Origin of the sequence: Shouchella clausii, assembly GCF_002250115.1 — a bacterium.
In the GTDB taxonomy this organism is placed as follows: domain Bacteria; phylum Bacillota; class Bacilli; order Bacillales; family Bacillaceae_D; genus Shouchella; species Shouchella clausii.
This window is the reverse complement of the sequence record NZ_CP019985.1, coordinates 2349828-2372802: the sequence shown is the minus strand read 5'-3', so window position 1 is coordinate 2372802 and position 22975 is coordinate 2349828. Positions and strand designations below refer to the sequence as shown.

Here is a 22975-nt window from a genome sequence, read left to right as displayed (position 1 = left end):
CATTACGCGTTTAGCATACCACAAACAGAACATTTGTTCCACGAACACACGGTTGGCCTTTTCGGCAAATTGCTTCAAAAAAGCGGGCATCCGTTCCCCGAATACCCGCTTGCTTTTAATAATTTACTCTTTTACAGCCCCACTTGATATTCCTGCAATAAAGTACCGTTGCAAAAACAAGAACATGATAAAAATCGGCAAAACAGAAATAGTAGCGGCGAGCATAAGTTGGCCATAATCCAAGTTGTCTTGTCCGCCTAAAATCGACAAGACAATTGGAAGCGTATACATATCTTCAGTGACAATGACGACTAAAGGCCACAGAAAGTTGTTCCATTGATGGGTAAACAAGAAAATACCTACAGCGCCAATGGCAGGCAACATCGTCGGCAACGCGATTTGGAAAAACATCCGGTACTCGCCGCACCCGTCGATTCGCGCCGATTCAAGTACCGAATCAGGGATCGACTTCATGCTTTGCCGCATTAAAAAGATCGCAAATGGATAGGCAAGCTGGGGCAGGATGATCGCGCTATACGAATTTAGGATACCCATTCGCGCAAACAGCTCGAATTGTGGGATGATCAATGCTTGATACGGAATCATCATTGATACAAGAAACATCGAGAATATAGCATTTTTGCCTTTAAATTCATATTTGGCAAATGCATACCCTGCCGCTGCACTAAACAGCCCGGCTATAACTGTAAATGTGACCGTTATGAAAATCGAGTTCCACAAGGCCCGGAAAATATCGATGTTGTTTAAGAGATTGCGAGCGTTTTCTAGCAAGTGCGTTCCTGGTATGACATTCGGAGGCACGGACAGCAATGCTCCAGATGAATTGGTCGCTCCTACAACCATCCAGTAAAATGGCCCAAGCGTAATAAACAAGCCAGCTGCCAGCACTACATATTTGCCTAGTTTTCCGATCCATTTCATTCACGATCACCTGCCACTTTAAACTGGATGAAGGACAAGAAGGCAATAATAATGACAATGACGTAGGCAATTGCCGATGCATAGCCAAAATCAAAATACTCAAAGCCATTTTCGTATAAATACATCGTCACTGTCATCGTTGCGTTTATTGGACCGCCTCCAGTCAAAATAAACACTTCATCAAACAGTTGGAATGTTCCGATCGTCGACATAACAAAAGCAAACAAAAGCACCGGTTTCAATTGAGGAACGGTAATCGAGAAGAACTTTTTTACGGTGCTTGCCCCATCTATTTCGGCGGCTTCATACAGGTCTTTCGGAATGACTTGCAGCCCAGCTAGAATAATCACCATGTTATAACCGGTCCACCGCCAAAGAATCGCAAGAATGACAGACACTTTGGCCCAAAACGGATCGTTTAGCCAAGGGATCCGCTCTATGCCAATACTTGTTAGCACGTAGTTGATGATGCCGAAGTCTTGGTTCAAAATCAGCAGAAAAATAACCGCTGTCGCTACTAACGACGTGACTGTCGGCGTAAAAAACGCTACGCGCAGGGGCCCTTTAAAACGGCGGATTCCGCTGTGAAGCACGTTCGCCAGTATAACGGCCATACAAATCATCACGGGCACTTGTACGAGCAAAATAATAAACGTATTAAAAAGCGCTTCATAAAACAAGCTATCTTGGAACAAGCGAATGTAATTGCTGAGACCGGCAAATGTGTTAACGCCATTCTCGTTTACCGTAAAACTAAGCACAAACGAGTAGATAACCGGGTAGCCTGTAAAGATGATAAACAAAATCGCAGCTGGCGCAATGAAAACATAAGGCGCTAGTCCTGATGATGCCTTTTTCCGTTTTATGTGCTTTGTTCCCTTTGAAAACGCTGGATTACTCATTGCTAGCCCCCCGTCCTGTGCTGGCTTCTAGCCTGTTGGCTGCTGTCTCAAGCGCTTCCTCAACAGGCACATCTTGGAGGACGACACGCCCAATTGCATCGTTATACGTTTCCCGGGCACGCAAAAAGTCGCTTGTAAAATTGATAACAGGCAGATCAACCGCTTCTTCCGCAAAAATCGAAAAGATTTTTTGTCCACCGTAAAACGGAATGCCCTCATCCAGTTCTGGCTGCTCAATCGCATCTATTAAGGCAGGGTAAGCCCCGTATTCCATGGCGCCATAAAGCTGATTCTCAACATCAACAGAAGCAAATTCACCAAATAAATAAGCCGCCTCTTTGTTGCTTGACACCGATGTAATCGCCAAGTTGGAACCGCCGTCATTAGCCGCGGTCAAACCATCTTCTTCAAAAGCAGGCATTTTCATGACCCGCCATAACCCTTCTTGCTCAGGCATTTGATCCTCAATGATTCCCTTTTGCCAAGAACCGCTTATGACCGAAGCGACCGCGTCGTTTTTAATGGCGGCGTTAATTTCCTCTGCTGTAGCGGCATGAAGCAAAATGCCTGCGTCATCCATTTTTTTGAGCATTTCCATTGAGCGGCGCGCTGCCTCGGTATTGGCAGCAACATTGCCTTCTAAGTCAAAGTAGAACAGTTCATGTTGCTGGAGCATCGCGCGGTAAAACGACGTGTCGTGATTAAGCTGGATGCCTGTCATCAGAGTCCCAGTTTGTTCACGCATGGCCACGCCCGCTTCTACATAATCATCCCATGTTTTTATGTCGGCTGGATTAATGCCTGCTTCTTCAAACAAATCAGCGCGATAAAAGACAGCCATCGGTCCTATATCCCGGGGAAACGCCATGACGCCGCCATCCTCGTTCATTAATGGCGCGATTTTTCCTTCAACAAATTTATCGCGATGTTCATCAAAGCCCATTTCTGACAAATCGACAAAACTTTCACGAAACCGGTCCATATACAAATCGATGCGCTGGTTTTCGACCTGGACCAAGTCAGGCAATTGGCTTTCTATTCCTGCAGCCAACCCTGTCGTCAGCCGTTGGTAGACTTGGTCAGCGCTCAACTTTAACACATTTACCTTAATATCAGGATACTTTTCTTCAAAAGCCGGGACGATATCTTTTAAATATTCCGCTTCTAAATTCCAAGCCCAGACAGTGATTTCTTCTGAAGGCTCATCGACCGCCTGGTCTGTCTCCTGACTGCACCCTCCTAGAGCAATCAGTAAAGCAATTCCTAGCGGCATGACTATTCTCTGCATGACGTCCACTCCTTTTTGGTAAATAGTAAGAAGTTGCACCACGATGATAACGCTTTCAATTATAGCCGTCAAATGTTGTCCTTTTCTAAAACGAAATAAAGCATCGGTTATGAAGCCTCCAGTGCCTGAAGCGATGGCGCTTACCTGATGCTTTGCAAAAGCAAGATTGGGTGCTATAAATGATGTAGCAGATAACGGGCAGCCACCCCGACTAGGACGCCAGCCACGACTGCAAGCAAAAAGCGCTTCCTCAATTGAAGAACAACGGCACAAGCAATACAACCAAATAGCATTGGATAAGACAGGCTCATCCCTCCGCCTTCTGAGGAAACAACTTGGTTGGCAATTAACGCTGCCATCATTGCAATCGGGACATAACGAAAAAACGTTTGTAATTTTGGCGGCAACGGGCGCTTGGCCATCAGTTCGATGCCCGCAATGCGAGATAGATAAGTAACGACAGCGATTCCTGCAATTAACGGCCAGTTATTGTCCATCGCTCTTCCTCCCTCCAGCCATTAGCCCTGCGAGGGGAGCAAGCATGCCCGCCGCAATCATAATTAGTTCTTCGCGGAAGCCAGAATAGTGGAACAGCAGGCAAATGCCAACCGCCGCAAGGGCTGTAGCCATCGCTGGACGGCCCTTTAACGAAGGGACAAGCAATGCTGTAAACGTTACAGGAAAAACGAAATCGAGCCCCCAAGTGAGGGGATCGACTTGGGCGCCGAGAAGCGCGCCAGCCAAAGAAGCAAATACCCAAGACAAGTAAAAGCAAACAAACACGATCGCAAAATAAAAAGGGTCCGGCCCATGTTTTTGTTCCCTGGCGCTTGCAAGCACAAATGGTTCGTCTGACACACCAAAAGCAAGGGCAAAGCGCCATTTTCCTGCTAATGATACCGTGTTGGCTAAGGCAGCGCCGTATAACAAATTGCGTAAATTTAATAGCAACACTGCAGCTAGTATGCTGATTGCACTTGCGCTGCCTGCCATCATACCAGCCGTTACAAGTTGCGCCGATCCTGAAAAAACAAACATCGACATCGCCACTGTTTGCCCGAACGTAAACCCACCTTGCGTAGCAAGCACTCCATAAGAAATGCCGTACGCAGCAATTGCAAGCGCAAGAGGAAACGCTTCGGTGATCGCTGCTAGCGTTATTTGTTTTCGTCCAACCATTGTCACACCCCCATGTATATTAAAAATTACAATATGGTATATTATAATATACCATATTATTCATTCGTCATCTATTACATTATTGAGAAAGGAGTGATCCAATTGGCGAAAGAAGAGCTTGCCGAAAATCAAGAAGCCGGCAAACAAATTGGTAAAAACCTACGGCAATTGCGGACAAGCAAAGGAATAAGCATCGAGGCACTTGCCAAACAAATTGGTGTCAGCAAACTGACATTGCTAAAAATTGAACAAGGGGAAGGCAACCCGACTCTATCTGTCATTTGGAAAATCGCCAACGGACTTCATATCCCGATTACCGCCTTGCTATCATTTGAAGCTGATGTGGCCATCGCCCGAGCCAACAAGGCGATGAAACTCTCCAGCTCAGATGACGAGTTCATCGCTGAGCCGTTGTTTCGCTCACAAGGACTGATGGAATGCTACCGTGGTTATTTGCGGCCTCAATGCCGCTATGAATCAGAAGCACACCGCCTTGGTGTGGTCGAAACGGTAACGGTTATGGCTGGACAACTGACGATTGAAGTCGAGGGGGAAAGCCACCATTTGTCAACCTATGACTCGATCCGTTTCAAAGGCGACCGCCCCCATGCTTACATCAATCCAGGAAAAGAGACAGCCGTACTCCATTTTCTCATTTCTTACTCCCTTCTTTAATAGAGTAGGAGGGGGCGACTAACCCCCGACCTCTCACACCACCGCACGTACGGTTCCGTATACGGCGGTTTCAGTTAAGTTTGACGAAGTGTATCATAACGTTCCATTAAGCTCTTGAGCCCTTGACTCTTCCAATATGCAGAGTCGAGGGTTTTGTGTAAGATCGGACTTTTCGCGATTCGCCAATAGGCTTTTCGCGTATTGGCCCATTCCCACGCTTTTCCTTTCTTTACCCCAAGCGTGACAAGCTTCCGCTGTCTCGTTTTCGGTTTCTTCCATTCTTTCCAGCGGATCATTCGGAGGCGTCTCTTCACCCATGCGTCTAAATTCTGTAGGAAAGATGGCGTTTCGACTAACTGAAAGTAGCCTATCCATCCTATAAGAAACTGATTCAGTCTGCGAATTCGTTCTTCCATCTCAATCGAGTGGCGACGTGAGGTGAGTTCGCGAATGCGATCTTTACATCGCTTGAGACTTTCTTTTGTGATCCGGATCTTCGGGTCTTGTCGGTTGCGCGTGAAGGTGAACCCCAGGAAGCTCCGCTCCCACGGGCGCCCCCATGCGCTCTTTTCCCGATTCACTTGAAGACGGAGACGATCCTCTAGGAACGTCGTCATCTTTGTTAGCGTTTGTTTTGCCGCCCGTCGTGACTTGACGTAAATCTGGCAGTCATCCGCGTAACGAACGAATCGGTAGCCTCGTTTCTCTAGTTCCTGATCCCACTCATCTAACACAATGTTGGAAAGAAGCGGACTGAGCGGTCCGCCTTGCGGCGTTCCTTCTGTACTCGGCTGAACCAGTCCGTTTTCCATAATCCCTGCTTGAAGGTAGCGTCTAATCAGACGCAACACTTGTCGATCTTGAATGATCTGGCTAAGGCGTCTCATTAAGCGGTCGTGATGGACACGGTCAAAGAACTTCGAGAGATCAATATCGACGACCCATCCGTATCCTTCTTGGATATACGTCTTCGCCTTTTTGACCGCGTCATGTCCCCGTTTTCCTGGACGAAACCCGTAGCTATTTTCGGAAAAGCTTGGGTCCATCTTCTTTGACAACACTTGAGCGATGGCTTGTTGGATCAGACGGTCGATCACCGTCGGAATGCCTAATGCCCTTACGCCTCCAGACGGTTTCGGGATTTCGACCCGTCTTACTGGCTGAGGAGAGTAGGTTCCTTCCATGATTGCCCTTCTCAAGGAGTCCCAGTTTTCCATGAGATAAGATCGGACGGATTTTGTCGTCATCCCATCGACACCAGGACTTCCTTTATTGGACTCCACGCGCTTGAGCGCTTGGAGGAGATTGTCTCTTGATAGAATCTGATCCAACATGTATTTCTACTCCTTCGTATAAGAGGGGTCTTCTTGTGTGGCTGTACGCTCCACCCTCTCTCCGGCCCCCTGCGGGATTCACCGCTTCTTGCGGGAGAGTAGGTTCCGTAGATGTTTCTGCTTCAACACGTACAGCGTTCGCCAAGTCCTCTTATTCCTTTCCTGATTCCGTCCTTCCATGTCTGTCTAGATCAGACATGTACTATGACTTCTGCTGACTTCTCGTGTCTCAGCACCTGTTCACACAAGTGGTTACGGAACGTGTTCCGCACGATCACTAGATCTCCCCGGGTAAGCACATGTCCTTCCCCTCCATGTCTCCGCCTCATTTACGCCTATCCCCTTTGGTCACTAGGACTTCGACTTGTCGTGCAGCCTCATCCAAGAATAAGCGCCTGATGAGATTCGTGTTCCTCGGAGCGGAGGTTTGCCTCGGACTTCCTTCAGATTCTGAGTCGCCCCAGACACCCTTGTCGTCGGCTAACAGTTACAGTGACCTTCACTGTTCGGGACTTCAACCCTATAGCCCATGCGCATGCCGGGCACACACGCAAAAAGCTGGCCATCAATAATCTGGCCAGCTTCAGGTTATTTGCAGATGAACGAACACTCCATAAAAAAAGCACTAAACCTCCAAATCGGCGTCCTCCCATTTATACACACATAAGCGCAGAAGTTTGCCGGCAATGGCAATCGAAGTCGTGGCATGCCATTTCGCATTAAGTTTTTCATAAAAACGGCAGGCATCATTTTGTGCAAGGACTTCCACAAAAATCGTTTCACAGCCTTTTGCTTTCAAACGGCTGAAAAGCATCCTAACTAACTGCCGGCCAATCCCTTTCCCATGCTCTTCTTTCAACAAATAAATCGCCTTTAACTCTCCGGTACGTTTGTCTTCCTGCATCACTCCACTAACAAAGCCAACGATCTCGCCTGCATTATTTTCAACAACTAAAATCTCTTGTCTTGGATCAGCTATAAGCTCTTCCCATCCTTTTTCCCTTGATTCGTACGTAAGGCTTTCTAAAAACTGGTCTGGAATGATGCCTTTATACGTTTCTTGCCAACTATCTACATGGACTTTGGCGATTCTATATCGTTTTTACAAGCAGCGTGAATTTGCATAGTTCCTCCTTTTTAAGTTTTGCTACAGACAAAGCTTGCCTCATGGACACCTTGCATGAATCGGCATAGAGACATCGAAACAATCTTTACAGCGAGTTTTCTCGTATGGCGGCTTATACTTTAGGCATCTTTTTTCTTAATTGGGCCCTTCTCTTTCTTAAAAGCTTTCGTTCACTGATTGTCTTAACACTTTGTTAATGGTAAAATAGGAGGGGAACACGGCTATGAGAGAAGGGGTTCCATTATGTCTGAAGATTTAGCAGCACGTTTTCTCGCCTTAAAACAAGATTTTGAAAAACGCTTATGCCGGGAATTGACCGCACAAGAAAGCATGTTGCTCCAAGAAATGATTGCGAAAGAGGAAAAGAAAGAAGTACCATATTCCTCTTAGTTTTGCCCATGAATTCATCACTTGAACATGTTAAAGTATACGCGTTTTCACAACGATGGCAGGCAAAACAGCTTATTGACTGCTTTTGCATCGACTTCCTCTGCACCGTTTACCTTTCACAACGCAGCTAAACGATTGCCCTGACGTGTTTCACCCCAAAGAGAAAGCGCTTTCAAAAACCGTATATGTTTACTTGTTGTCGTCCATTTTTGTTTATCGATGCCGCCTAGCCTTTCTTCTTTCCATGATAGCATAGGTTTTATTTTTAAAAAGCCGGGAATACTAAAACCGTACTGCTAATGATTGGAGTGAATCGCATGAGTATTATTTGGAACTTAATTGTCGGTGGTTTAATTGGTTGGGCGGCCGGAGCCATTACAGGAAGAGACATACCATTCGGCATTATCGGCAACATTATTGCCGGCTTTATTGGTGCAAATATCGGAGCTGCCATTTTTGGTAGTTGGGGCCCTACGCTTGGCGACTTTGCGATTTTGCCAGCGTTATTAGGCGCTATTATTTTAGTGGCGATTGTCAGTCTTATCCTTCGCCTCTTCAGAAAATAAAGACAAGCTCAAACGCGGTGAACGCAAAATGTGTTCACCGTGTTTTTTTCCAATTAGCGAAATCGGGACGTTCAATCTAGATGCAAACGGGTATGGATCTATATGAAAGGAGGACTGTCTATGTTTGGCTTGTCCGACTTCCTGCGGCTTTTGATGTCGGTGCTGATCATTTTGCCGCTGACGACGATTATTCGTGAATCAGGCTACTACCTCGCAGCCATTCTCCTTGGCGCTACCAAGAAAAAACTAGTGATTGGTAACGGCCCTAAACTTTTTTCCGTGTCTACGATCGAAGTCCGCCGCTATTTTTTCATGTACAGTTGGATGGAGTACGACGAACTAAAAACAAACAGCCGTTTTTGGCATGGCTTTATGTATGCTTCGCCGATTTTGACATGTATCACAGTTGGCTTTTCAGTCAATGCCTTCATTGCTGCTGAGGTTTTGCCAAACAATATGTTTTTCCAAACATTTTTATTCTACATTTTCTATTTTGTCTTTTTCGATGTGATTCCAGTTTATTTGCCTGATGGGCAGCCGACCAATGGGCGCGCCATTTTCGATTTACTCTATTATGGCGAACGCTCTGATTATTTAAAGGAACGCGGTCAGACAAACAGACAGCAAAGCAACAGGAAAGAATCAAAAGAAGGGAAAGGGACAGGGTAAAGCCAAGCGTGCCCATCCCTCCAGCGAAAATTTTTATAGCAAAACCGAACAAAAGCAGCGGCAACCATTTGTTTCTAAAAAGAGAAGGGAACATATTGTTCGGTGCCAGTCTCCATGTTTTTGAGTTTATAACGGCCCGAAGCCACTTCCTCTTCTCCAATAAGAATCACAAATGGAATCTTTTCTTTGTTTGCTCTTTCCAGCGCTTTAGTAAGTTTTTTGTTTTTAAATTCTACGTCTACACGAAAGCCTTGTTTCCGCAACGAAGAAGCGACAGCAAGCGCTTCTTTTTGTTTTTGCAAAGGAATAACGTAGTAATCGAGTAGTGGCTTTTGGTTGATACGACCCTCCATCTTTAAAGCTGTATAAATGACATCAATGCCAAACGAGATCCCAACTGTCGGCATAGGCTGTTCTTCGCCAATTAAACCGCTGATGGCTTGGTCATAACGACCGCCGCTGCCAACACTTGATTGGATCGGTCCCTCTGTCAGGAACAATTCATATACAGTGCCTGTATAAATTTCAAGGCCTCTAGCTAAAAAGGGATTAAACGTACATTGGCTATCAATGTTTAAGTAGCGAAGCGCTTCTTCTAACTCTTGTAGCTCCGCTATCCCTTCCGCCATTATCGGTGTAGTGGGCCGGTCGGTGGCAAAATCGACGCTTCCAATTTGGCTCATTTGCTTTAGCCATTGTGCAATTTTGCTAATCGCTTTTCCGTCAACGCCCATTTCCTTTAGTTCGGTCAACACTTGTTTATCACCGATTTTTTCTCGTTTATCGAGTATCAATATAACGGCACTGTGTTGATCTTTGCTAACTCCGCAAATGTCCAACAAGCCCGTCAACAGCTTGCGATTATTGTACTGGATGTTAATATTCAGCCCGATCCGCCGGAACACTTCGGTCGCCATCTCTAATAGTTCTGCTTCTGCCAATGCAGAATCGACGCCGGCTACGTCAACATCGCATTGGGTAAACTCACGGAAACGCCCTGCTTTAATCGGGCCATCGCGAAACACTTTGCCGATCTCATAGCGTTTAAACGGCTTGCGAATTTCCGGATTCATCGCCATAACTTTTGCAAACGGAATCGTTAAATCATAGCGGAGTGCCAATGCTCGCTTGCCGCGGTCTGTCAACGTATACATTTCTTTTTTGATTTCTGCCCCGCCGCCGTATTTTGACGCAAGCAAGTCTGTGTAATTAATCATTGGCGTTTCCATTGGCTTGCAGCCATACTGCTGAAACACTTCTTCCAGCACTCTGCGCAGCCAAACACGGACGCTTTCATCCTCAGGCAAATAATCCTGCGTGCCACGTACATTTTGATAATCCCATTTCTTCATTCAATCTGCCTCCCTTTTTAAAAACAAAAAACCGCATGGGATCCAGCTTTCAAACGAATCCATGCGGTTATGCAAAATAGCCTTCCTATGTATGATTTTTAAAAATCATATAGCAAGGCTAATTCATATGATGTTGTTTGTATTGATCGGTGATAGCGGAAAACATGCGGCATCTCTCCTAGTACAAACACACTAACATAAATACACTTTGCTGAAAAGACCTTTCTTAGCCGTTTCCATCCCATTCTGCATAAAAGCGTTTTAAAAACTGTTCCATAAACGCGTGGCGAGATTCAGCCAATTTCTTACCTGTATGTGTATTCATCCGGTCTTTCAACAAAAGCAGTTTCTCATAAAAATGGTGAATCGCTGACCCCTGTCCACTCCGATATTCGGCTTTTGTCATCTCTGTCCGCACGTTTGCTTTTGGGTCATAGAGGGCATGCCCTTTTGCGCCGGCATATTGGAACGTACGGGCAATGCCAATTGCACCAATCGCATCAAGGCGGTCTGCATCTTGGACGACTTTTGCTTCTAACGTACGCAACGGCTTGCCTTTGCTAAAAGAAATCGTCTCAATGATTTCAATAATATGGGCTGAATCGGCTTTTCCCACTGACCTATCTACAAGCCATTTATTGATTTCCTGTATGCCTTCCTCTTCACTCGCCACAAGTTTGTCGTCTGCTAAATCATGAAGCAGTGCGGCCATTTCCACAACAAACATGTCAGCGCCCTCTTCAGCGGCGATCGATTTGGCCGTTTCTGTGACCCGCTGAATATGGTACCAATCATGGCCCGTTGACTCCGTTAATAATTGGTCCCTCACCCAATCAGCCGTTGATTTAACCGTTTCACTTTTTTCCCGTTCCCCCATAATGGCCTCCTCATAATGGATGTAGCACGATTTTTCCTATTTTATCAAGTAACCGAATCTTTTACTAGCTAACAACCGTAACTAAACCAACTATGTTTTGAATTAGGAGGCGAAACGATTATGATTCCATGGTGGGTGCTCATCCCCCTTGCCGCAATTTTGGTACCAGTCATTACCAAACATCTTGAAAGCCGCTCTCGTTTACGGGAACTGGAAATGCGCCAAGGCTTTGGCCCAGAAATTGAAGATATCGACAAAAAGCTGGATCAAGTATTGGCCAAACTAGATCGATTGGAAAAGCAGTGTGATGAGAAACAATAACGACATGTAGGCAGTATGAGCCAGCGCTATCGTGCACTGGCTCATACAACCGGTTAAATTTGAATTTCGCTTCGTTCGCTAGTGCCATAGTAAACTTTATTTTGCATCCAGCTCTCCGACTGCCTTTACTTTAATAAAAACGGAGTTTCCCGGCATGTATGCGAGTGGAACGTCCTCAACAGAGACAATTTCGACTGTGGCCGGAACAGCCCCTGCCTCGACCGCATTCCCAATTGCTTGTTGTTTTGCTGCTTCGACTGCATCTTCATACGTCCGCCCTTCCAACGCATAGATATTCTCCGCTTCCCCGGAAATAGTCCCCAGCGCAGCCCCAATTGCATTTGCAACATCATGATGGTCTGGCTTTATCACTTCTGAAGCCCCCGCCAATCGACTGTTAACTAGAATGCTGCCGCCGCCTGTTAAAATGACAGGAACAGGCTCTTTCGACGTTTTCATTTGGTCAATCGCAACCTCAAGCTTTTCGATCATTCGGTTGTACGCCTGTTGACAGGCGTCGCTGTCTAAATCGCTAGTATCAGCCCCAACAATCGTTGTGTCTGTCACGGCCAACACCACATCTGTTGCTGTCAATGTGTCGCCTCCAAAAGAGCGCGCTTCCTGTAATAAACGATAGCCGACTGAATCAGGGCCAACCGTGATTGCTCCCTGTTCGTCTATACGGATGATTGTTCCGCCTCCTAAGCCAACTGAGAGAATATCTGGCATGCGGAAGTTGGTGCGGATGCCGCCGACATCAACGGCAATGGCTGACTGGCGCGGAAATCCATTTGATAGAACACCGATATCAGAAGTCGTTCCACCGATGTCCAACACAAGCGCGTCTTTTAAACCGGACAAAAACGAGGCTCCGCGAATCGAGTTCGTTGGCCCGCAGCCAATCGTCAAAATCGGGTAACGGATTGCATAATCGGCTTCCATTAATGTGCCGTCATTTTGGCCGATAAAGATTTGCGCAGGAATGCCAAGTTTGCTAAGTGCTTCACGGAACCCGGAAACGACGGTACGTATTGTCGTTTGCAGCGCTGCATTTAAAATCGTCGCATTTTCCCGTTCCAACAAACCAATGCTGCCAATTTGATGAGACAGCGAAATCGGCACGCCAGGCATGACATCATGGGCAAGGCGCGCTACTTTCAATTCTTGCTCGGCTCGGGCTGGCGAAAATATGCCTGTAACAGCAATGGATTTAACGTTTCCTTTCATAGCCTCCAGTGCGGAACGGATTTCATTTTCATCTAGTTCTGAAATCAACGTGCCATCGTATTCATACCCGCCGGCTACTAAATAGTGGTGCTCGCCCACTGCCGCTTTTAAGTCATCAGGCCAAGCAGCTAAAGGGGGCACAGCCGTTGCTGCCGGTTTACAAAGACGAATGATGCCAACTTTATTTAGCTGTTTCCGCTCAACAATGGCATTCGTGCAATGGGTAGTGCCAAGCATTGCATAGCCAATTTCGCCAGGCGATATAGCTGATTCCTCTAGAATGGCAATTAACACTTTCCAAATACCAGTCATGACATCCTCAGTAGTTGGCTGTTTTGCTTTCGCTATTACATGCAATCTGTGATCAAGTAGGACAGCATCTGTGTTTGTACCGCCTACATCAATTCCAATCCGATAGCTCATTTGCCTCCACCTTCCTGCAACTTTTCTACAGGCTCATACTCGACAGGATAGCCAAAATAACGTGGCCCTGCTGTTTCAATTCCTTTTTTCGTACGCCATTTCGGATCGCACGGAAATGCAATGACCGTCACCCGCGTGCCGTAGCGCAATCCTTCAGTCGTAATGGGCTGCCCCGTTTCAACATCAAGGATCGCAATCAAATCAGGCGTAATGGCCAGCGGTTTCTCCCCTTCTGTCGCTAACAATTGTTCATTTTGAAAATGGAGTGTTACCACCCGTCCTGCATCGTCATGGATGCCTTCGACTTCGCAAATCCCCCGGGTAAAACCGCCCGTCAGTGTACGCTGGATGTCAGTAAGTTTGCCAGTTAGCAGCTTGTAGCCGTTAAGGAAAGCAAGCAGCCGTTTAATCGGGTGTGTGCCATCTCCGCTTTTATGAAGCAGCAGCCGCCCTATTTCTTCTGATTTTGTCAATGTGCCTGGAATCGCGCTCTTTTTTACAACAGAACCAGGAAGTGCATAGTCGCACACCGTACTAGACCCACCCATTTGCACAGTGATGGCCCGAGCAAGCTTTTCACCCCAGTGGCCGTCCTTTGGCGTAATCACAACTGTATTGCCTTTTTCATCAGCTAACACAGTCGGGTCAGCCGAATGGCCATCCAAATAAAAAGTGACCATTTGACTCTCTGGAAAAGCGCGCCCCATCGCATCAGCGTCTACAAGAGGCAAGCCTTTTGCCGCAGCAGCTAGCACAGGCACAAGTGAATTGACGCCTCCGACCTCGATTGGCATCAAGGCAGCTGCTTTTTGGCCAAGCGTCTCCTCGATTTTTTCAAGTGGAGCCACCAACTCTTCAATCGAAGGAATTTTTTCAACGCCTATCGTCGGTGAACCCATCATCGATAGAGGCACAATTAAGGCATCGTCTGCCAATTCTTCAATCGACAGCAACTTAATCGGTCCATATGTTTTGATCGCCTCAAGCGCCATCAATTTACCTAGGTATGGATCTCCCCCTCCCCCAGTACCTAGAACAGCCGCTCCTAGGGCAATATGTTCAATCGATTCTTCCGTTAGCCATCTCATACTATGTTCTCCTTTTCCTGTTTATTTGTTTTTGCGTGCGAACACAGCTTTTCCAATTAGCGCTTGCAAGACAAACGCGACGATAAAGCCATCAAGTGCTGGAATGGTTGTAAAAACGAGCAGGCCCAACCCGTCTGGCGCTGGCGTCGTCAGCCAACAAAACAATGACGTGACTAGCCATACGGCCAGAGAACGTCCGATCAGCTTACGGCTGTGAAGAGCTTGAAAGGAGAATTTCTGTTTGTCGACGACATAATATTCAGCAGCATACACTCCTCCAACTGGAGCGATTAACATCGTCATTAATGATAAAAACGTAATAAAGTGGTCAAATATGCCTATAAACGCTAATGCCGAAGCGGCTACTCCCATAACAAGCGTCAACACGGGACGCTTTGCTTTCGGAATTAGCACCGACATGCTTAAAGAAGCAGAATAGAGATTATTTGTATTTGTCGTCCACTGAGAAAAAGTAAGGACAATTAACGCCGGTAAACTTAAACCAAGCAGGATAAATACTTGCGCCAAATCTTCTGTGTTTAACAATTTCGACAACAGCACGGCAACGACAACCATAAAGCTATTTCCAAAGAAAAAGCCTAAGAAAGCAGCAATCATCGCATCTTTCTTTGATTTTGCCCACCTAGAAATATCAGGAGAAAGAATTGTGCCAAGTACATAAATGCCTACCACTAAAGAAACAGCCACTCCGAATGAAAACTTCGCTTCTACTGGTGCCAACACGGCGCTAGCATCTCTTTGTGCAAATGCTAATACCAACGCTGCTAAAATTAAGACAACAAGCAGTGGGCTTGTCCAATTCGTTAGCTTTTCGAACCATCTAAACGCAAACGCGGTCGTCATCATCAGGAGTCCGCCAACAAAGGCAGTCGCCGGAAGGGGCAGTGCCCAGCCTGTTAAATGTTCAACAACAGATACCGTATTTTCGGCAAAAAATCCAGCTTGGACGCCGAACCACCCGATCATTGAAATCGATATAACGACTGAAATCACTTTTGCTCCAGCCGCGCCAAAAACAAAATTGGAAATCATCGTCGTGGACAGGCCGGTTGCAGCGCCAATATTGGCACAAATCGCGCCCAGCACGCCAAGAAAAAGAGAGCCGACTGCAACTGCCAGCAACGCCTCCACAAATGGGATCCCCGCTCCAAGTTGTGCGCCTAACAACATGCCTGATAAATCGATGCCGATGGCAAACCAAACAGTCGCCATCGGCAGCCAGCCTTTTCGCACTTCTTTTGGCACAGGCTCCCTTTCAAAGTCTTTGATTGTTTTATATGCTTCTTCCATCTCCCGCTCACTTCCTTGTTAACAATTGGCCGTACGATTAGAAATGCCTTGCCAATAAAATTTCCACGCATGAAAAAAGGATGTTTCCAACTTCTCTTTGTTATAGTAAAACGTTTGTAAAAACAACCCATCCAATAAGCAAAGAAAAGAATCGACCAGCTCATACAACGGTTCGCTCCGAATATCCCCTTGTTCAATTCCTTCCGAAAAAATAGCAACTAGAGAGGAACGGATCTGTTGTTCATTATGAGCAAACCGACTGCGCATCTCATCCTTAAGAAAATCAGGAGGAAACAAATTCACACGTGTTAAAAATTCCGTTTTCGTTTGCTCTCGGAGATGATAATCAATCATGGCTTCTACCACTTTTCGAAGCCGCTGTTCACTTCCTTCGATCTCCATCACATTGGTTTGCTGAACTAATTGAGCGGCATGCTCATCAAGAAGCTCATGGTAAATGGTCATAAACAAATCTTGCTTGCTTTTAAAAAACGCGTAAATCGAAGGTGTTTTGATCCCAACTGCACTGGCGACTTCCGCCAGGCTCATTCCTTCGTAGCCGCCTTTGGCAAACGCAACCAATGCTGCTTGTTTAATTTTTTCTTTTGTCATCGCCATCCACCTAACGAATATTAGTTAGCAACAGTTTAGTCGCCTTCCTCTTAAAAAGCAAGCACAAATTTATGTAAATTAACAAAAAGGAATATTTATGCACTGTCACTGCACAAAAAAGAGCTGCCCATTACGGCACAGCTCTTATAAAACACGCTGCCAAAGCGTTTTCGTATAGATGGTTTGCAAGCCAGAGCGCTCCATATTGCGCTGGCTTGTTGTCGCAAATCCGGCTTGGCCGCAAATGTATGTACATCCAGCAGCCGCGGCGTCTGCCTGGCGCCTAGCGATGAGCGCTTGCTGTACACCTTGCTTTCGAAACCGACCAAGTACAGCACAAGCAGCAAGTACGGCGATGCTGCCACTAGTGAATAAAGCGGCAACCCCGGCTGGTTCTTCCTCGACTTCAGCCAAATAAAATGCCCAATTTCGTTCTTCATGCAATACGGCGTTGTTTGTCGCTACACTTTCCTTTAAAAAAGCAGGCATGCCGAAACTTTCTGTATAAATATGGCCATAAAGACGATAGTCTTCCAGTTTTAACGTCCGAATTGATATTCCTTCGTGCCTCTCCTCAGCTTGTCTGCTGCAACTTCCTGCAAGGACGGAATGAAAACCGGTTTGGCAAAAATCCTGTCGAAACAGAGCTTGCATCACTTTGTTCCCAGCGGCACCAGGCACTAATTGAATTTGTGGTTCTAGTTCTTTCTTTTCATAAAACCGAATGATTTTGCCAATTTGTCCTTCCTCTTCCTCGCGCAAGCCTCGGACTGTATTAAACGCAGGCCCTGGCATACACTTTGCAGAAAACGCGTATGCCTGTCCAAAAGTTTCAATCGCTACTCCGAGCGAATTGCCATCTATCGTTTCTATTGCTCTCAAGCGTGAACAGAGCATGTTCGTCTCGGCCCCTTCCAGACGATCCACAAACGCCGTTGTCGTAATGATCATAACCCCTCCCCGCTAATCGAAATCGACGACTCTTCCGCTCCGTTCCTGTTTTTGTTTGATCTCAAGCTTTTCTGCCATTTCTTGGACGAGAACGACCGCCATGTCTATTTCTTCATCACCATTTTCCTGCCCGCCTACATAGACAGACACTGAGTTTGGATCCTCTGTTGTTGATTGAGCAGAGTCAGCCAAAACCCCTCTGCTCAAACCTGGATAAGCCTCTTCCAATTCGTCATGAAGCGCTTGTGCGACTGCGACTTGTTGCTCGTAATTGCCCGCTTCGCCATTCACTTTCATCCACACGCGGGCAATCGGTTGTTGATCGTAGATAAGTGTGCTCTCCGAATAAGAAATGCCCTCTTCCTGGATTTTATAGTGCAAATGGGGTTCTTCATTTCCATCGACTACTTCTGTTATCGCTGGCTGTTCCTTTTTTGTTTCTGCTTTCTTTTGATCGTCTGCTGGCTGTCCAATAAGCAGCAAAGCAGCAGCAACACTTAGCACCACACGCTTGTCCATCTAGGAACCTCCTAAAAACTCTTTTTGTTTTACGTGTATTCCTAGTTTGGACAAACGATGCCTCAATACATACTAGATTTTTCATTTAAGCGATGCTTATGTGGTTTGCGCTTTTGGCTCTTTAGCGTTTTTTTGCCTCTTGCCATGCTGCAACGAAAGCAGAAACGGTCGGAAAACGCGCTTCTCGCTCTACTGCTGTTGCCTGTTTGGCCACTTCAAACAAAGCGGTGCTAGCGTCCCAGTTTTCCGCCGTCCGCTTGTTTTCATTCCCTAACAAGGCGAAAGCAACGGCGCCCATTGTATAGACATTGGTCTGGGCATCAATCGCTGCGCCAAGTTCGAACTCTTCCGGGGCCATAAATCGCTTTGAGCCCCACATTCTTCCCATTGTATTGACGTAAGGTTTTTTCCGATACAAATCAATGTCACATATCGTCGTTACCCCTGTTGAAAAGTCATACAAAATGCTGCCATCATAAAAGTCGATCGCGACGTAGCCATTACGTTCGACGTGTTCGTGAAAGGAATAAATGGCATCAAGCGTAACCAACCGCTTTGCTACAGGCAACCGCTTATGCTTGTAGGTCGGCGAGTTTGGATCGGTATACTTGGCAGGCGGCGGAAATACCCAATGGGCATGCAAACATTCGCCCTCTACCCAAGGAAACACAAGGGCATAGCCCCCTTTCGTGGCGAAATGGCTATGCAATGTAACCAAGTTTGGATGAGCAAGATGTTCATAAACAGCAACCGCTTCTTTTATACGCTCTACCGCCTGTTGAATGTTCCCCTTATAATAAAGCGTCTTAGCACCTGCATATTTAACAAACCACTTCTTAGCCCCATCCGCTACACCGAAACTTACATTTCCAGAGTCCTGTTGGTCAAAAACAGCAAAGACATCACCTAGTTTTGAAAGCCAATCAAAGTCATGTACTTCTTTTAATGAAATGCTCTTGCTTCCTAGTTTTTGTATGACCATAGACAGCTCTCCTTCTTTAGCGTTTTCTGACTTGCCTGTTATTCATTTAAGTGGCTGGCCAAACGCAATATGCCAATGCAAGTGTTTAGAATCTTGGTAGTTGCCAAGGTTTGTCAACACACGGCAGGCTCCGTGCTCGGCCTTAACTTGTGCAGCGACTGTTTTGATAACAGAAAACAGTTCAAGCAAAAGGGCATCGTCTTCTTCCTCTAACGACAATAATGAGGGAATATGCTTTTTCGGGATCGCGACAATATGTACAGGGTAATAAGGATTTGTATGGTGATAAGCTAGGACATTTTCTGTTTCCATTACCTTTTTCACTGCTGTTTTGCCACTTAACACTTCTTCACAATAAAAGTCTTCTGTCTTCATCGTATATTCCTACTTTCTAGTTCGTTTATTCACCCTTCAAGTATACAGCTTTGCCACAATTTAAGCATGCATGACTTTCAAATAAATGCCTTTTTCTGCCTTCTCTCTCGCTTTGCTGATTAGATCAGCCGCCTTTCTAGAGCGTTTTGACACAGGCACGAAGGCGCCACCTACATCTACCAACGGGTCAACGATACGGACTTTGTTTTTATGGTAATGATCGTGCTCTCCTGTTGCTTCCTTTACGCACACACCAGAATGAATCTCGGCCAGAAGGTGCCGGATCTGTTCATCCCCGCTTTCGTTGAGTATTTTTACGAGTTCTTCGTCCTCAGCGAATAGATCCCATTCGTTTATTACGTTACGCTCAAGGGCTAAACGCAGTGCCTCAGACATTTTCCAGTTGGCATACACATTTCTTGGTTCCATGAAAAATTCGATTGTTTCTTTATAATAGGCTTCGATAAACCATTCTGCCGCAGCCAACGATTGAACAACAATTTTTCCGTCTTTCACAATAAGCTGCTCTAAGAAATGATAGGCTTCCTGAAAAGAAATGAATCGATAAGCATATAAATCGCGCAATGTATAGTCGATTCGGTCAGCACATAAATGTGGAGCAGGCTGTTCAAGCAACGGCCATTTCTCGATCTCACCGATAATATCGTTTACATCGATTTGGTGCTTTTTCAAAATCGCTGGAATGTCTGATTCGGCAATTTGTTTATGAAACAGTTGTTCATGGTAATCTTCCTTTTCATTCTTAAACACATAGTCGGATACATGGGAAAAAGCTGTGTGAGAAACATCATGCAGCAAGCCAGCTGCCTGTTCCTCTAACGAGCCTCCTAATCGGCGTATTAATAACATGACTCCAATCGAGTGCTCGAAGCGAGTTACATTCCACTTTGGCCAAACAAGATAAGCTGCTCCAGCTTGATGGACGCCTTTTAATCGCTGAAGCAGCCTGCTGTTCACTAAATCGCGTAGTACCGGTTCAACTTCGACTGAACCATAGAGCATGTCTTTTAACATTATCGTTTTATCCCTCCCCAAAAAAAATGCAGGCCAACTTGCCTGCAGCAGATTTGTACCAACCTTGCGCAGATACGTTAGAATGGTCATTCCATGCAGCCTGTCCTATTCGTATCTTCCCTCGCCTGGCAAGCGCTTTCTATCAGTCTCAGTGAGTTTGTTTCGTACTTTGTAGAAGGCATATTGGCCACTGAAGAAATAATAGTAATAATTCAACAAAAAATCCGACTGCAAATGATCGACAAGTGCCTCTAGCTTATAGGGTTCTTGCAACTGTTCAAGCATCATTTGATAGCGAAAACAAACGAGATTGTAATAAGCAACCATTTTGTCGTCGTGGAGCAGTTCTTTGAAGCACACATCAAGCTCTTCTATTAAGATGGCCGCTTGTTGGACATGGCGTTTCACAATACAACGGTACAACTGGGCGACTTTTTTGCCGATTTCGCTATTGCGCCCTGCATTCACATCTCCCCTCCTCTTATTGATATTCTATCGATTCGTCTAGCAAAAAAGGGAAATCAATACTGAACCCCCCACGCCCAATGTTTTCACTTTTTGCATAGAGTGATTTCCATTTTCGGAACCGTCTAGCAGCATCAAGCAAACCACTTTATTGCTTTGAGCTTGTCGCCAAGCGGTTGTTGCTTTAACCGTTCAAGCATAGCCGGATTTGCCCCATGTATTTGCAAGTACGACTCGAGCATCGCTGCCTTTTTATCTCGTCCCATTAAGACGTAGGCAACAAGCCAAGCTTCAGGGCTTCCTACTGGTATGCCTTGCCAATGAAAAGCAGCATCTGCAGGAATGCGGCAAATGCCTACTTCTGAACGAAGCGCAAAATCGCCGATGATTTCAACTTCTTGGCCGTTTTTCTCGATAAATAGCTTATAGCCACTCACAAATAAGCTGTCACCCGTTTGTCCTGTTTCGAACGTTTTTATTGGGAAAAGGGCTTGCTCCACAGCGTTCTTGTTAGCGTTTGTCATAATGTCCCAGTCGTTTACCGTTTCCGTCAATCCTAATGCATACAGCAGGCCGCTCCCCCCTAATGAAAAAGCAATCTGATTCGCTTTTAACTTGCTTGCTACCGTAAAAAGGGCGTCGATTTTTTGTTGGTCCATAGGTGCCTCCTCTTTTTTGACTTAACAACAGAACGTATGAATCAAATTCGCGCCATTGCCATTTACTCGTCTTTTCGTCAGTTTCCTTTAAGCAAACGTTGCGAAAACAGGGAGCCTATTTAGGTTGTTTTCTCGTGAAATAGGGTTCTTCCGATTATTTTAGCATTCACAACGTTTTTCGCAAAAATTTTCCCGTCAAGGGCTTGCTTCTCACGCTTTGTTGCGATAATCTAATCAAGTCGGAACTTTTTATGCGCCTATAGCTCAATCGGATAGAGCATCAGCCTCCTAAGCTGAGGGTTGCAGGTTCAATTCCTGCTAGGCGCGTCCTCTATGTTTTCCTTCTGTTTGGCTTCTCTCCCCGTGTCCTTTTTTACTTGAAAGCAAAGTTTCCTAAACATGGATTTAGAAAAAGAAGTGTGATTCAATCTGTAGCCTATGGGCGTCCAGTGGCAGTAAAAAAGACGAGCTGTTTCGACATTGTGTATAAATGTGTGTTATTGTGAGAGAAAACCAGACAAATCTCTTGCGTTTGCAACAATTTATTCATATAATAAAAGATAAGAACAACGATTCAAGCACATGCTCGTTTGTTATCATGAGAATAGCTCATTCCTCGTTCTTTATTAACTGCAATTGCTTGACTTTACACACATTGATTCATTTTTTTCATATACTAAATTAAAGTATCTAAATTTTCAAACTTATGATCTGAACCTTGGTATGAAGGAGTTGATGTTATGGGAAACACATTCAGCCTTAAGAAATGGCTTTTGATTGTTTTGACAACGCTTATGGCTGTTGTTGTTCTTCTCGCTGCATTAACTGTATTTATTGGCTATAAAGTAACGAACCCAACGATCCGCTTGCTTCATACAAATCCACATAACGTAGGCCTCGACTATGAAGATGTCTTATTCTCAAACATCGTCGACAATATATCGTTAAGCGGCTGGTGGATTCCCTCCGACCAGCAATCGCTTTTTCAAAATGAAAAAGCGGTTATATTCTCACATGGTTATGGCTACAACCGTACCGAAATGCCGTTTTCCAGTCTTGAATTGGCGGCGGCCATGCATGAAGCTGGCTATCATGTTTTCATGTTTGACTTCCGCAATTCTGGCATGTCTGAAAAAGCACCTACAACATTTGGCGGAAATGAAAAAAACGACTTGCTTAGCGCGATCCGCTATGTACATGACCAAAAAGGGGTTGAAAACATTGCCTTGGTAGGTTGGTCGATGGGTGCGGCCACTTCTATCATGGCAGGAGCAGAAGCCGATGAAGTAAAAGCAGTCGTTGCTGACAGTCCATTTTCCGATCTAAACGAATACGCTAAAAACAGCTTCCACTATTGGACCGGGCTGCCGAAGTCCCTTGCGGCAGGAACAGCCAGGGCAGTTGAAGCGATTGTTCCAACGTTTAACTTAGAAGATGTAAGGCCCATTTACGCAGCAACCCAGTACAATCAAGAAAAAGGCTTGTTTTTAATCCATAGCCGCAAAGATGGAGCGATTCCTTACACAGAGTCAGAAGCGATACACAGCCACGCCGCTGGCAGTGAGCTTTGGCTACCTGAAAAAGGCGGCCATATAAGGAGCTATTTTCATTACAAAGCTGAGTACGAGGAACGCGTATTAAACTTTCTTGACCGGACCTTTAAAAAATATGAGCCGCAAATTGTGGAAGCCCGCTATTTCGCTTAAC

The 22975-nt window shown here is 45.6% G+C and carries 26 protein-coding genes and 1 tRNA gene; 7 read left to right on the top strand and 20 right to left on the bottom strand.

The annotated features are described in order from the left end of the window. Positions 1-123: 123 nt before the first annotated feature. The 5 genes from BC8716_RS11280 to BC8716_RS11260 all read right to left on the bottom strand — a co-directional run bounded on the left by BC8716_RS11280 (position 124) and on the right by BC8716_RS11260 (position 4311). Positions 124-942: a carbohydrate ABC transporter permease gene (locus tag BC8716_RS11280; RefSeq protein WP_011248138.1), complete on the bottom strand. Its 819-nt coding sequence runs from the start codon at positions 940-942 to the stop codon at positions 124-126. Further along, positions 939-1844 (bottom strand): carbohydrate ABC transporter permease, encoded by a 906-nt coding sequence (locus tag BC8716_RS11275; protein WP_094425733.1) that lies wholly within the window; start codon positions 1842-1844, stop codon positions 939-941. The genes BC8716_RS11280 and BC8716_RS11275 overlap by 4 nt, the downstream gene beginning before the upstream one ends. Continuing rightward, positions 1837-3132 (bottom strand): ABC transporter substrate-binding protein, encoded by a 1296-nt coding sequence (locus BC8716_RS11270; RefSeq protein WP_094425731.1) that lies wholly within the window; start codon positions 3130-3132, stop codon positions 1837-1839. Before BC8716_RS11270 ends, BC8716_RS11275 begins: the two co-directional genes overlap by 8 nt. 173 nt (positions 3133-3305) lie before the next feature. Continuing rightward, the gene (locus BC8716_RS11265; protein WP_094425729.1) at positions 3306-3629 is read right to left on the bottom strand and encodes an AzlD domain-containing protein; all 324 of its coding nucleotides are present in this window, start codon (positions 3627-3629) and stop codon (positions 3306-3308) included. Continuing rightward, entirely contained in the window at positions 3619-4311 is a 693-nt protein-coding gene (locus tag BC8716_RS11260; protein WP_094425727.1) for an AzlC family ABC transporter permease, read from the bottom strand. The genes BC8716_RS11265 and BC8716_RS11260 overlap by 11 nt, the downstream gene beginning before the upstream one ends. 93 nt (positions 4312-4404) lie before the next feature. Here BC8716_RS11260 and BC8716_RS11255 point away from each other — a divergent pair, with 93 nt between their 5' ends. Next, complete coding sequence (locus BC8716_RS11255) at positions 4405-4986, top strand: helix-turn-helix domain-containing protein (RefSeq protein ID WP_094429236.1); 582 nt, start codon at positions 4405-4407, stop codon at positions 4984-4986. 74 nt (positions 4987-5060) lie between these two features. On the opposite strand, the gene ltrA is transcribed toward BC8716_RS11255, so the two are convergent. Together ltrA and BC8716_RS11245 are read right to left on the bottom strand one after the other, a co-directional pair. Then, positions 5061-6320, bottom strand: coding sequence for a group II intron reverse transcriptase/maturase (gene ltrA / locus BC8716_RS11250; RefSeq protein WP_094425725.1), 1260 nt, complete (start codon positions 6318-6320; stop codon positions 5061-5063). A 625-nt stretch (positions 6321-6945) separates the two neighbouring features. Then, positions 6946-7362 (bottom strand): GNAT family N-acetyltransferase, encoded by a 417-nt coding sequence (locus BC8716_RS11245; RefSeq protein WP_257253009.1) that lies wholly within the window; start codon positions 7360-7362, stop codon positions 6946-6948. A 327-nt stretch (positions 7363-7689) separates the two neighbouring features. On the opposite strand from BC8716_RS11245, the gene BC8716_RS22315 reads away from it, so the two are divergent. From BC8716_RS22315 to BC8716_RS11235, 3 genes are all read left to right on the top strand, one after another. Next, a complete protein-coding gene (locus BC8716_RS22315; protein ID WP_157730426.1) occupies positions 7690-7836 on the top strand; it encodes a hypothetical protein in 147 nt (48 codons plus the stop codon). Between the two features lie 317 nt (positions 7837-8153). After that, a complete protein-coding gene (locus BC8716_RS11240) occupies positions 8154-8402 on the top strand; it encodes a GlsB/YeaQ/YmgE family stress response membrane protein (protein WP_062745944.1) in 249 nt (82 codons plus the stop codon). Positions 8403-8522: 120 nt separating this feature from the next. Beyond that, positions 8523-9071 (top strand): hypothetical protein, encoded by a 549-nt coding sequence (locus BC8716_RS11235; RefSeq protein ID WP_094425721.1) that lies wholly within the window; start codon positions 8523-8525, stop codon positions 9069-9071. A 74-nt stretch (positions 9072-9145) separates the two neighbouring features. Here BC8716_RS11235 and BC8716_RS11230 read toward each other — a convergent pair whose 3' ends face one another. Next, the gene (locus tag BC8716_RS11230) at positions 9146-10423 is read right to left on the bottom strand and encodes a histidine--tRNA ligase (protein ID WP_094425719.1); all 1278 of its coding nucleotides are present in this window, start codon (positions 10421-10423) and stop codon (positions 9146-9148) included. Between the two features lie 226 nt (positions 10424-10649). Then, positions 10650-11300, bottom strand: a complete 651-nt coding sequence (locus BC8716_RS11225; RefSeq protein ID WP_094425717.1) for an HD domain-containing protein — start codon at positions 11298-11300, stop codon at positions 10650-10652. 120 nt (positions 11301-11420) lie between these two features. On the opposite strand from BC8716_RS11225, the gene BC8716_RS11220 reads away from it, so the two are divergent. Beyond that, entirely contained in the window at positions 11421-11621 is a 201-nt protein-coding gene (locus BC8716_RS11220; protein ID WP_245849897.1) for a hypothetical protein, read from the top strand. Positions 11622-11717: 96 nt separating this feature from the next. Here the strand turns inward: BC8716_RS11220 and BC8716_RS11215 are convergent, their stop codons facing one another. The 11 genes from BC8716_RS11215 to BC8716_RS11165 all read right to left on the bottom strand — a co-directional run bounded on the left by BC8716_RS11215 (position 11718) and on the right by BC8716_RS11165 (position 21268). Next, positions 11718-13271: a hydantoinase/oxoprolinase N-terminal domain-containing protein gene (locus BC8716_RS11215; RefSeq protein ID WP_094425713.1), complete on the bottom strand. Its 1554-nt coding sequence runs from the start codon at positions 13269-13271 to the stop codon at positions 11718-11720. Then, positions 13268-14359 (bottom strand): S-methyl thiohydantoin desulfurase family protein, encoded by a 1092-nt coding sequence (locus BC8716_RS11210; protein ID WP_094425711.1) that lies wholly within the window; start codon positions 14357-14359, stop codon positions 13268-13270. Before BC8716_RS11210 ends, BC8716_RS11215 begins: the two co-directional genes overlap by 4 nt. A gap of 21 nt (positions 14360-14380) precedes the next feature. Beyond that, positions 14381-15670, bottom strand: a complete 1290-nt coding sequence (locus BC8716_RS11205; RefSeq protein ID WP_094425709.1) for a cytosine permease — start codon at positions 15668-15670, stop codon at positions 14381-14383. An 18-nt stretch (positions 15671-15688) separates the two neighbouring features. Then, entirely contained in the window at positions 15689-16282 is a 594-nt protein-coding gene (locus BC8716_RS11200; RefSeq protein WP_157730424.1) for a TetR/AcrR family transcriptional regulator, read from the bottom strand. A gap of 144 nt (positions 16283-16426) precedes the next feature. After that, positions 16427-17233, bottom strand: a complete 807-nt coding sequence (locus tag BC8716_RS11195) for a GNAT family N-acetyltransferase (protein ID WP_094425705.1) — start codon at positions 17231-17233, stop codon at positions 16427-16429. Between the two features lie 12 nt (positions 17234-17245). After that, complete coding sequence (locus BC8716_RS11190) at positions 17246-17752, bottom strand: stage II sporulation protein P (protein WP_094425703.1); 507 nt, start codon at positions 17750-17752, stop codon at positions 17246-17248. 121 nt (positions 17753-17873) lie between these two features. Continuing rightward, positions 17874-18734: a protein kinase domain-containing protein gene (locus tag BC8716_RS11185; protein WP_094425701.1), complete on the bottom strand. Its 861-nt coding sequence runs from the start codon at positions 18732-18734 to the stop codon at positions 17874-17876. 42 nt (positions 18735-18776) lie between these two features. Further along, a complete protein-coding gene (locus BC8716_RS11180; protein ID WP_062745923.1) occupies positions 18777-19109 on the bottom strand; it encodes an HIT domain-containing protein in 333 nt (110 codons plus the stop codon). 60 nt (positions 19110-19169) lie between these two features. Further along, positions 19170-20147 (bottom strand): HD domain-containing protein, encoded by a 978-nt coding sequence (locus BC8716_RS11175; RefSeq protein WP_094429235.1) that lies wholly within the window; start codon positions 20145-20147, stop codon positions 19170-19172. A 102-nt stretch (positions 20148-20249) separates the two neighbouring features. Further along, positions 20250-20612 carry a response regulator aspartate phosphatase gene (locus BC8716_RS11170; RefSeq protein ID WP_094425699.1) on the bottom strand — a complete coding sequence of 121 codons (363 nt, stop codon included), beginning with the start codon at positions 20610-20612 and terminating at the stop codon, positions 20250-20252. Positions 20613-20743: 131 nt separating this feature from the next. Beyond that, entirely contained in the window at positions 20744-21268 is a 525-nt protein-coding gene (locus BC8716_RS11165) for a nucleotidyltransferase family protein (protein WP_094425697.1), read from the bottom strand. A gap of 253 nt (positions 21269-21521) precedes the next feature. Between BC8716_RS11165 and BC8716_RS11160 the strand changes: the two genes are divergently transcribed. Both BC8716_RS11160 and BC8716_RS11155 read left to right on the top strand, forming a co-directional pair. Further along, a tRNA-Arg gene (locus BC8716_RS11160) sits at positions 21522-21595 on the top strand. Between the two features lie 413 nt (positions 21596-22008). Next, on the top strand, positions 22009-22974 hold the full coding sequence (locus tag BC8716_RS11155) for an alpha/beta hydrolase (protein WP_094425695.1): 966 nt from the start codon (positions 22009-22011) through the stop codon (positions 22972-22974). Position 22975 lies beyond the last annotated feature (1 nt).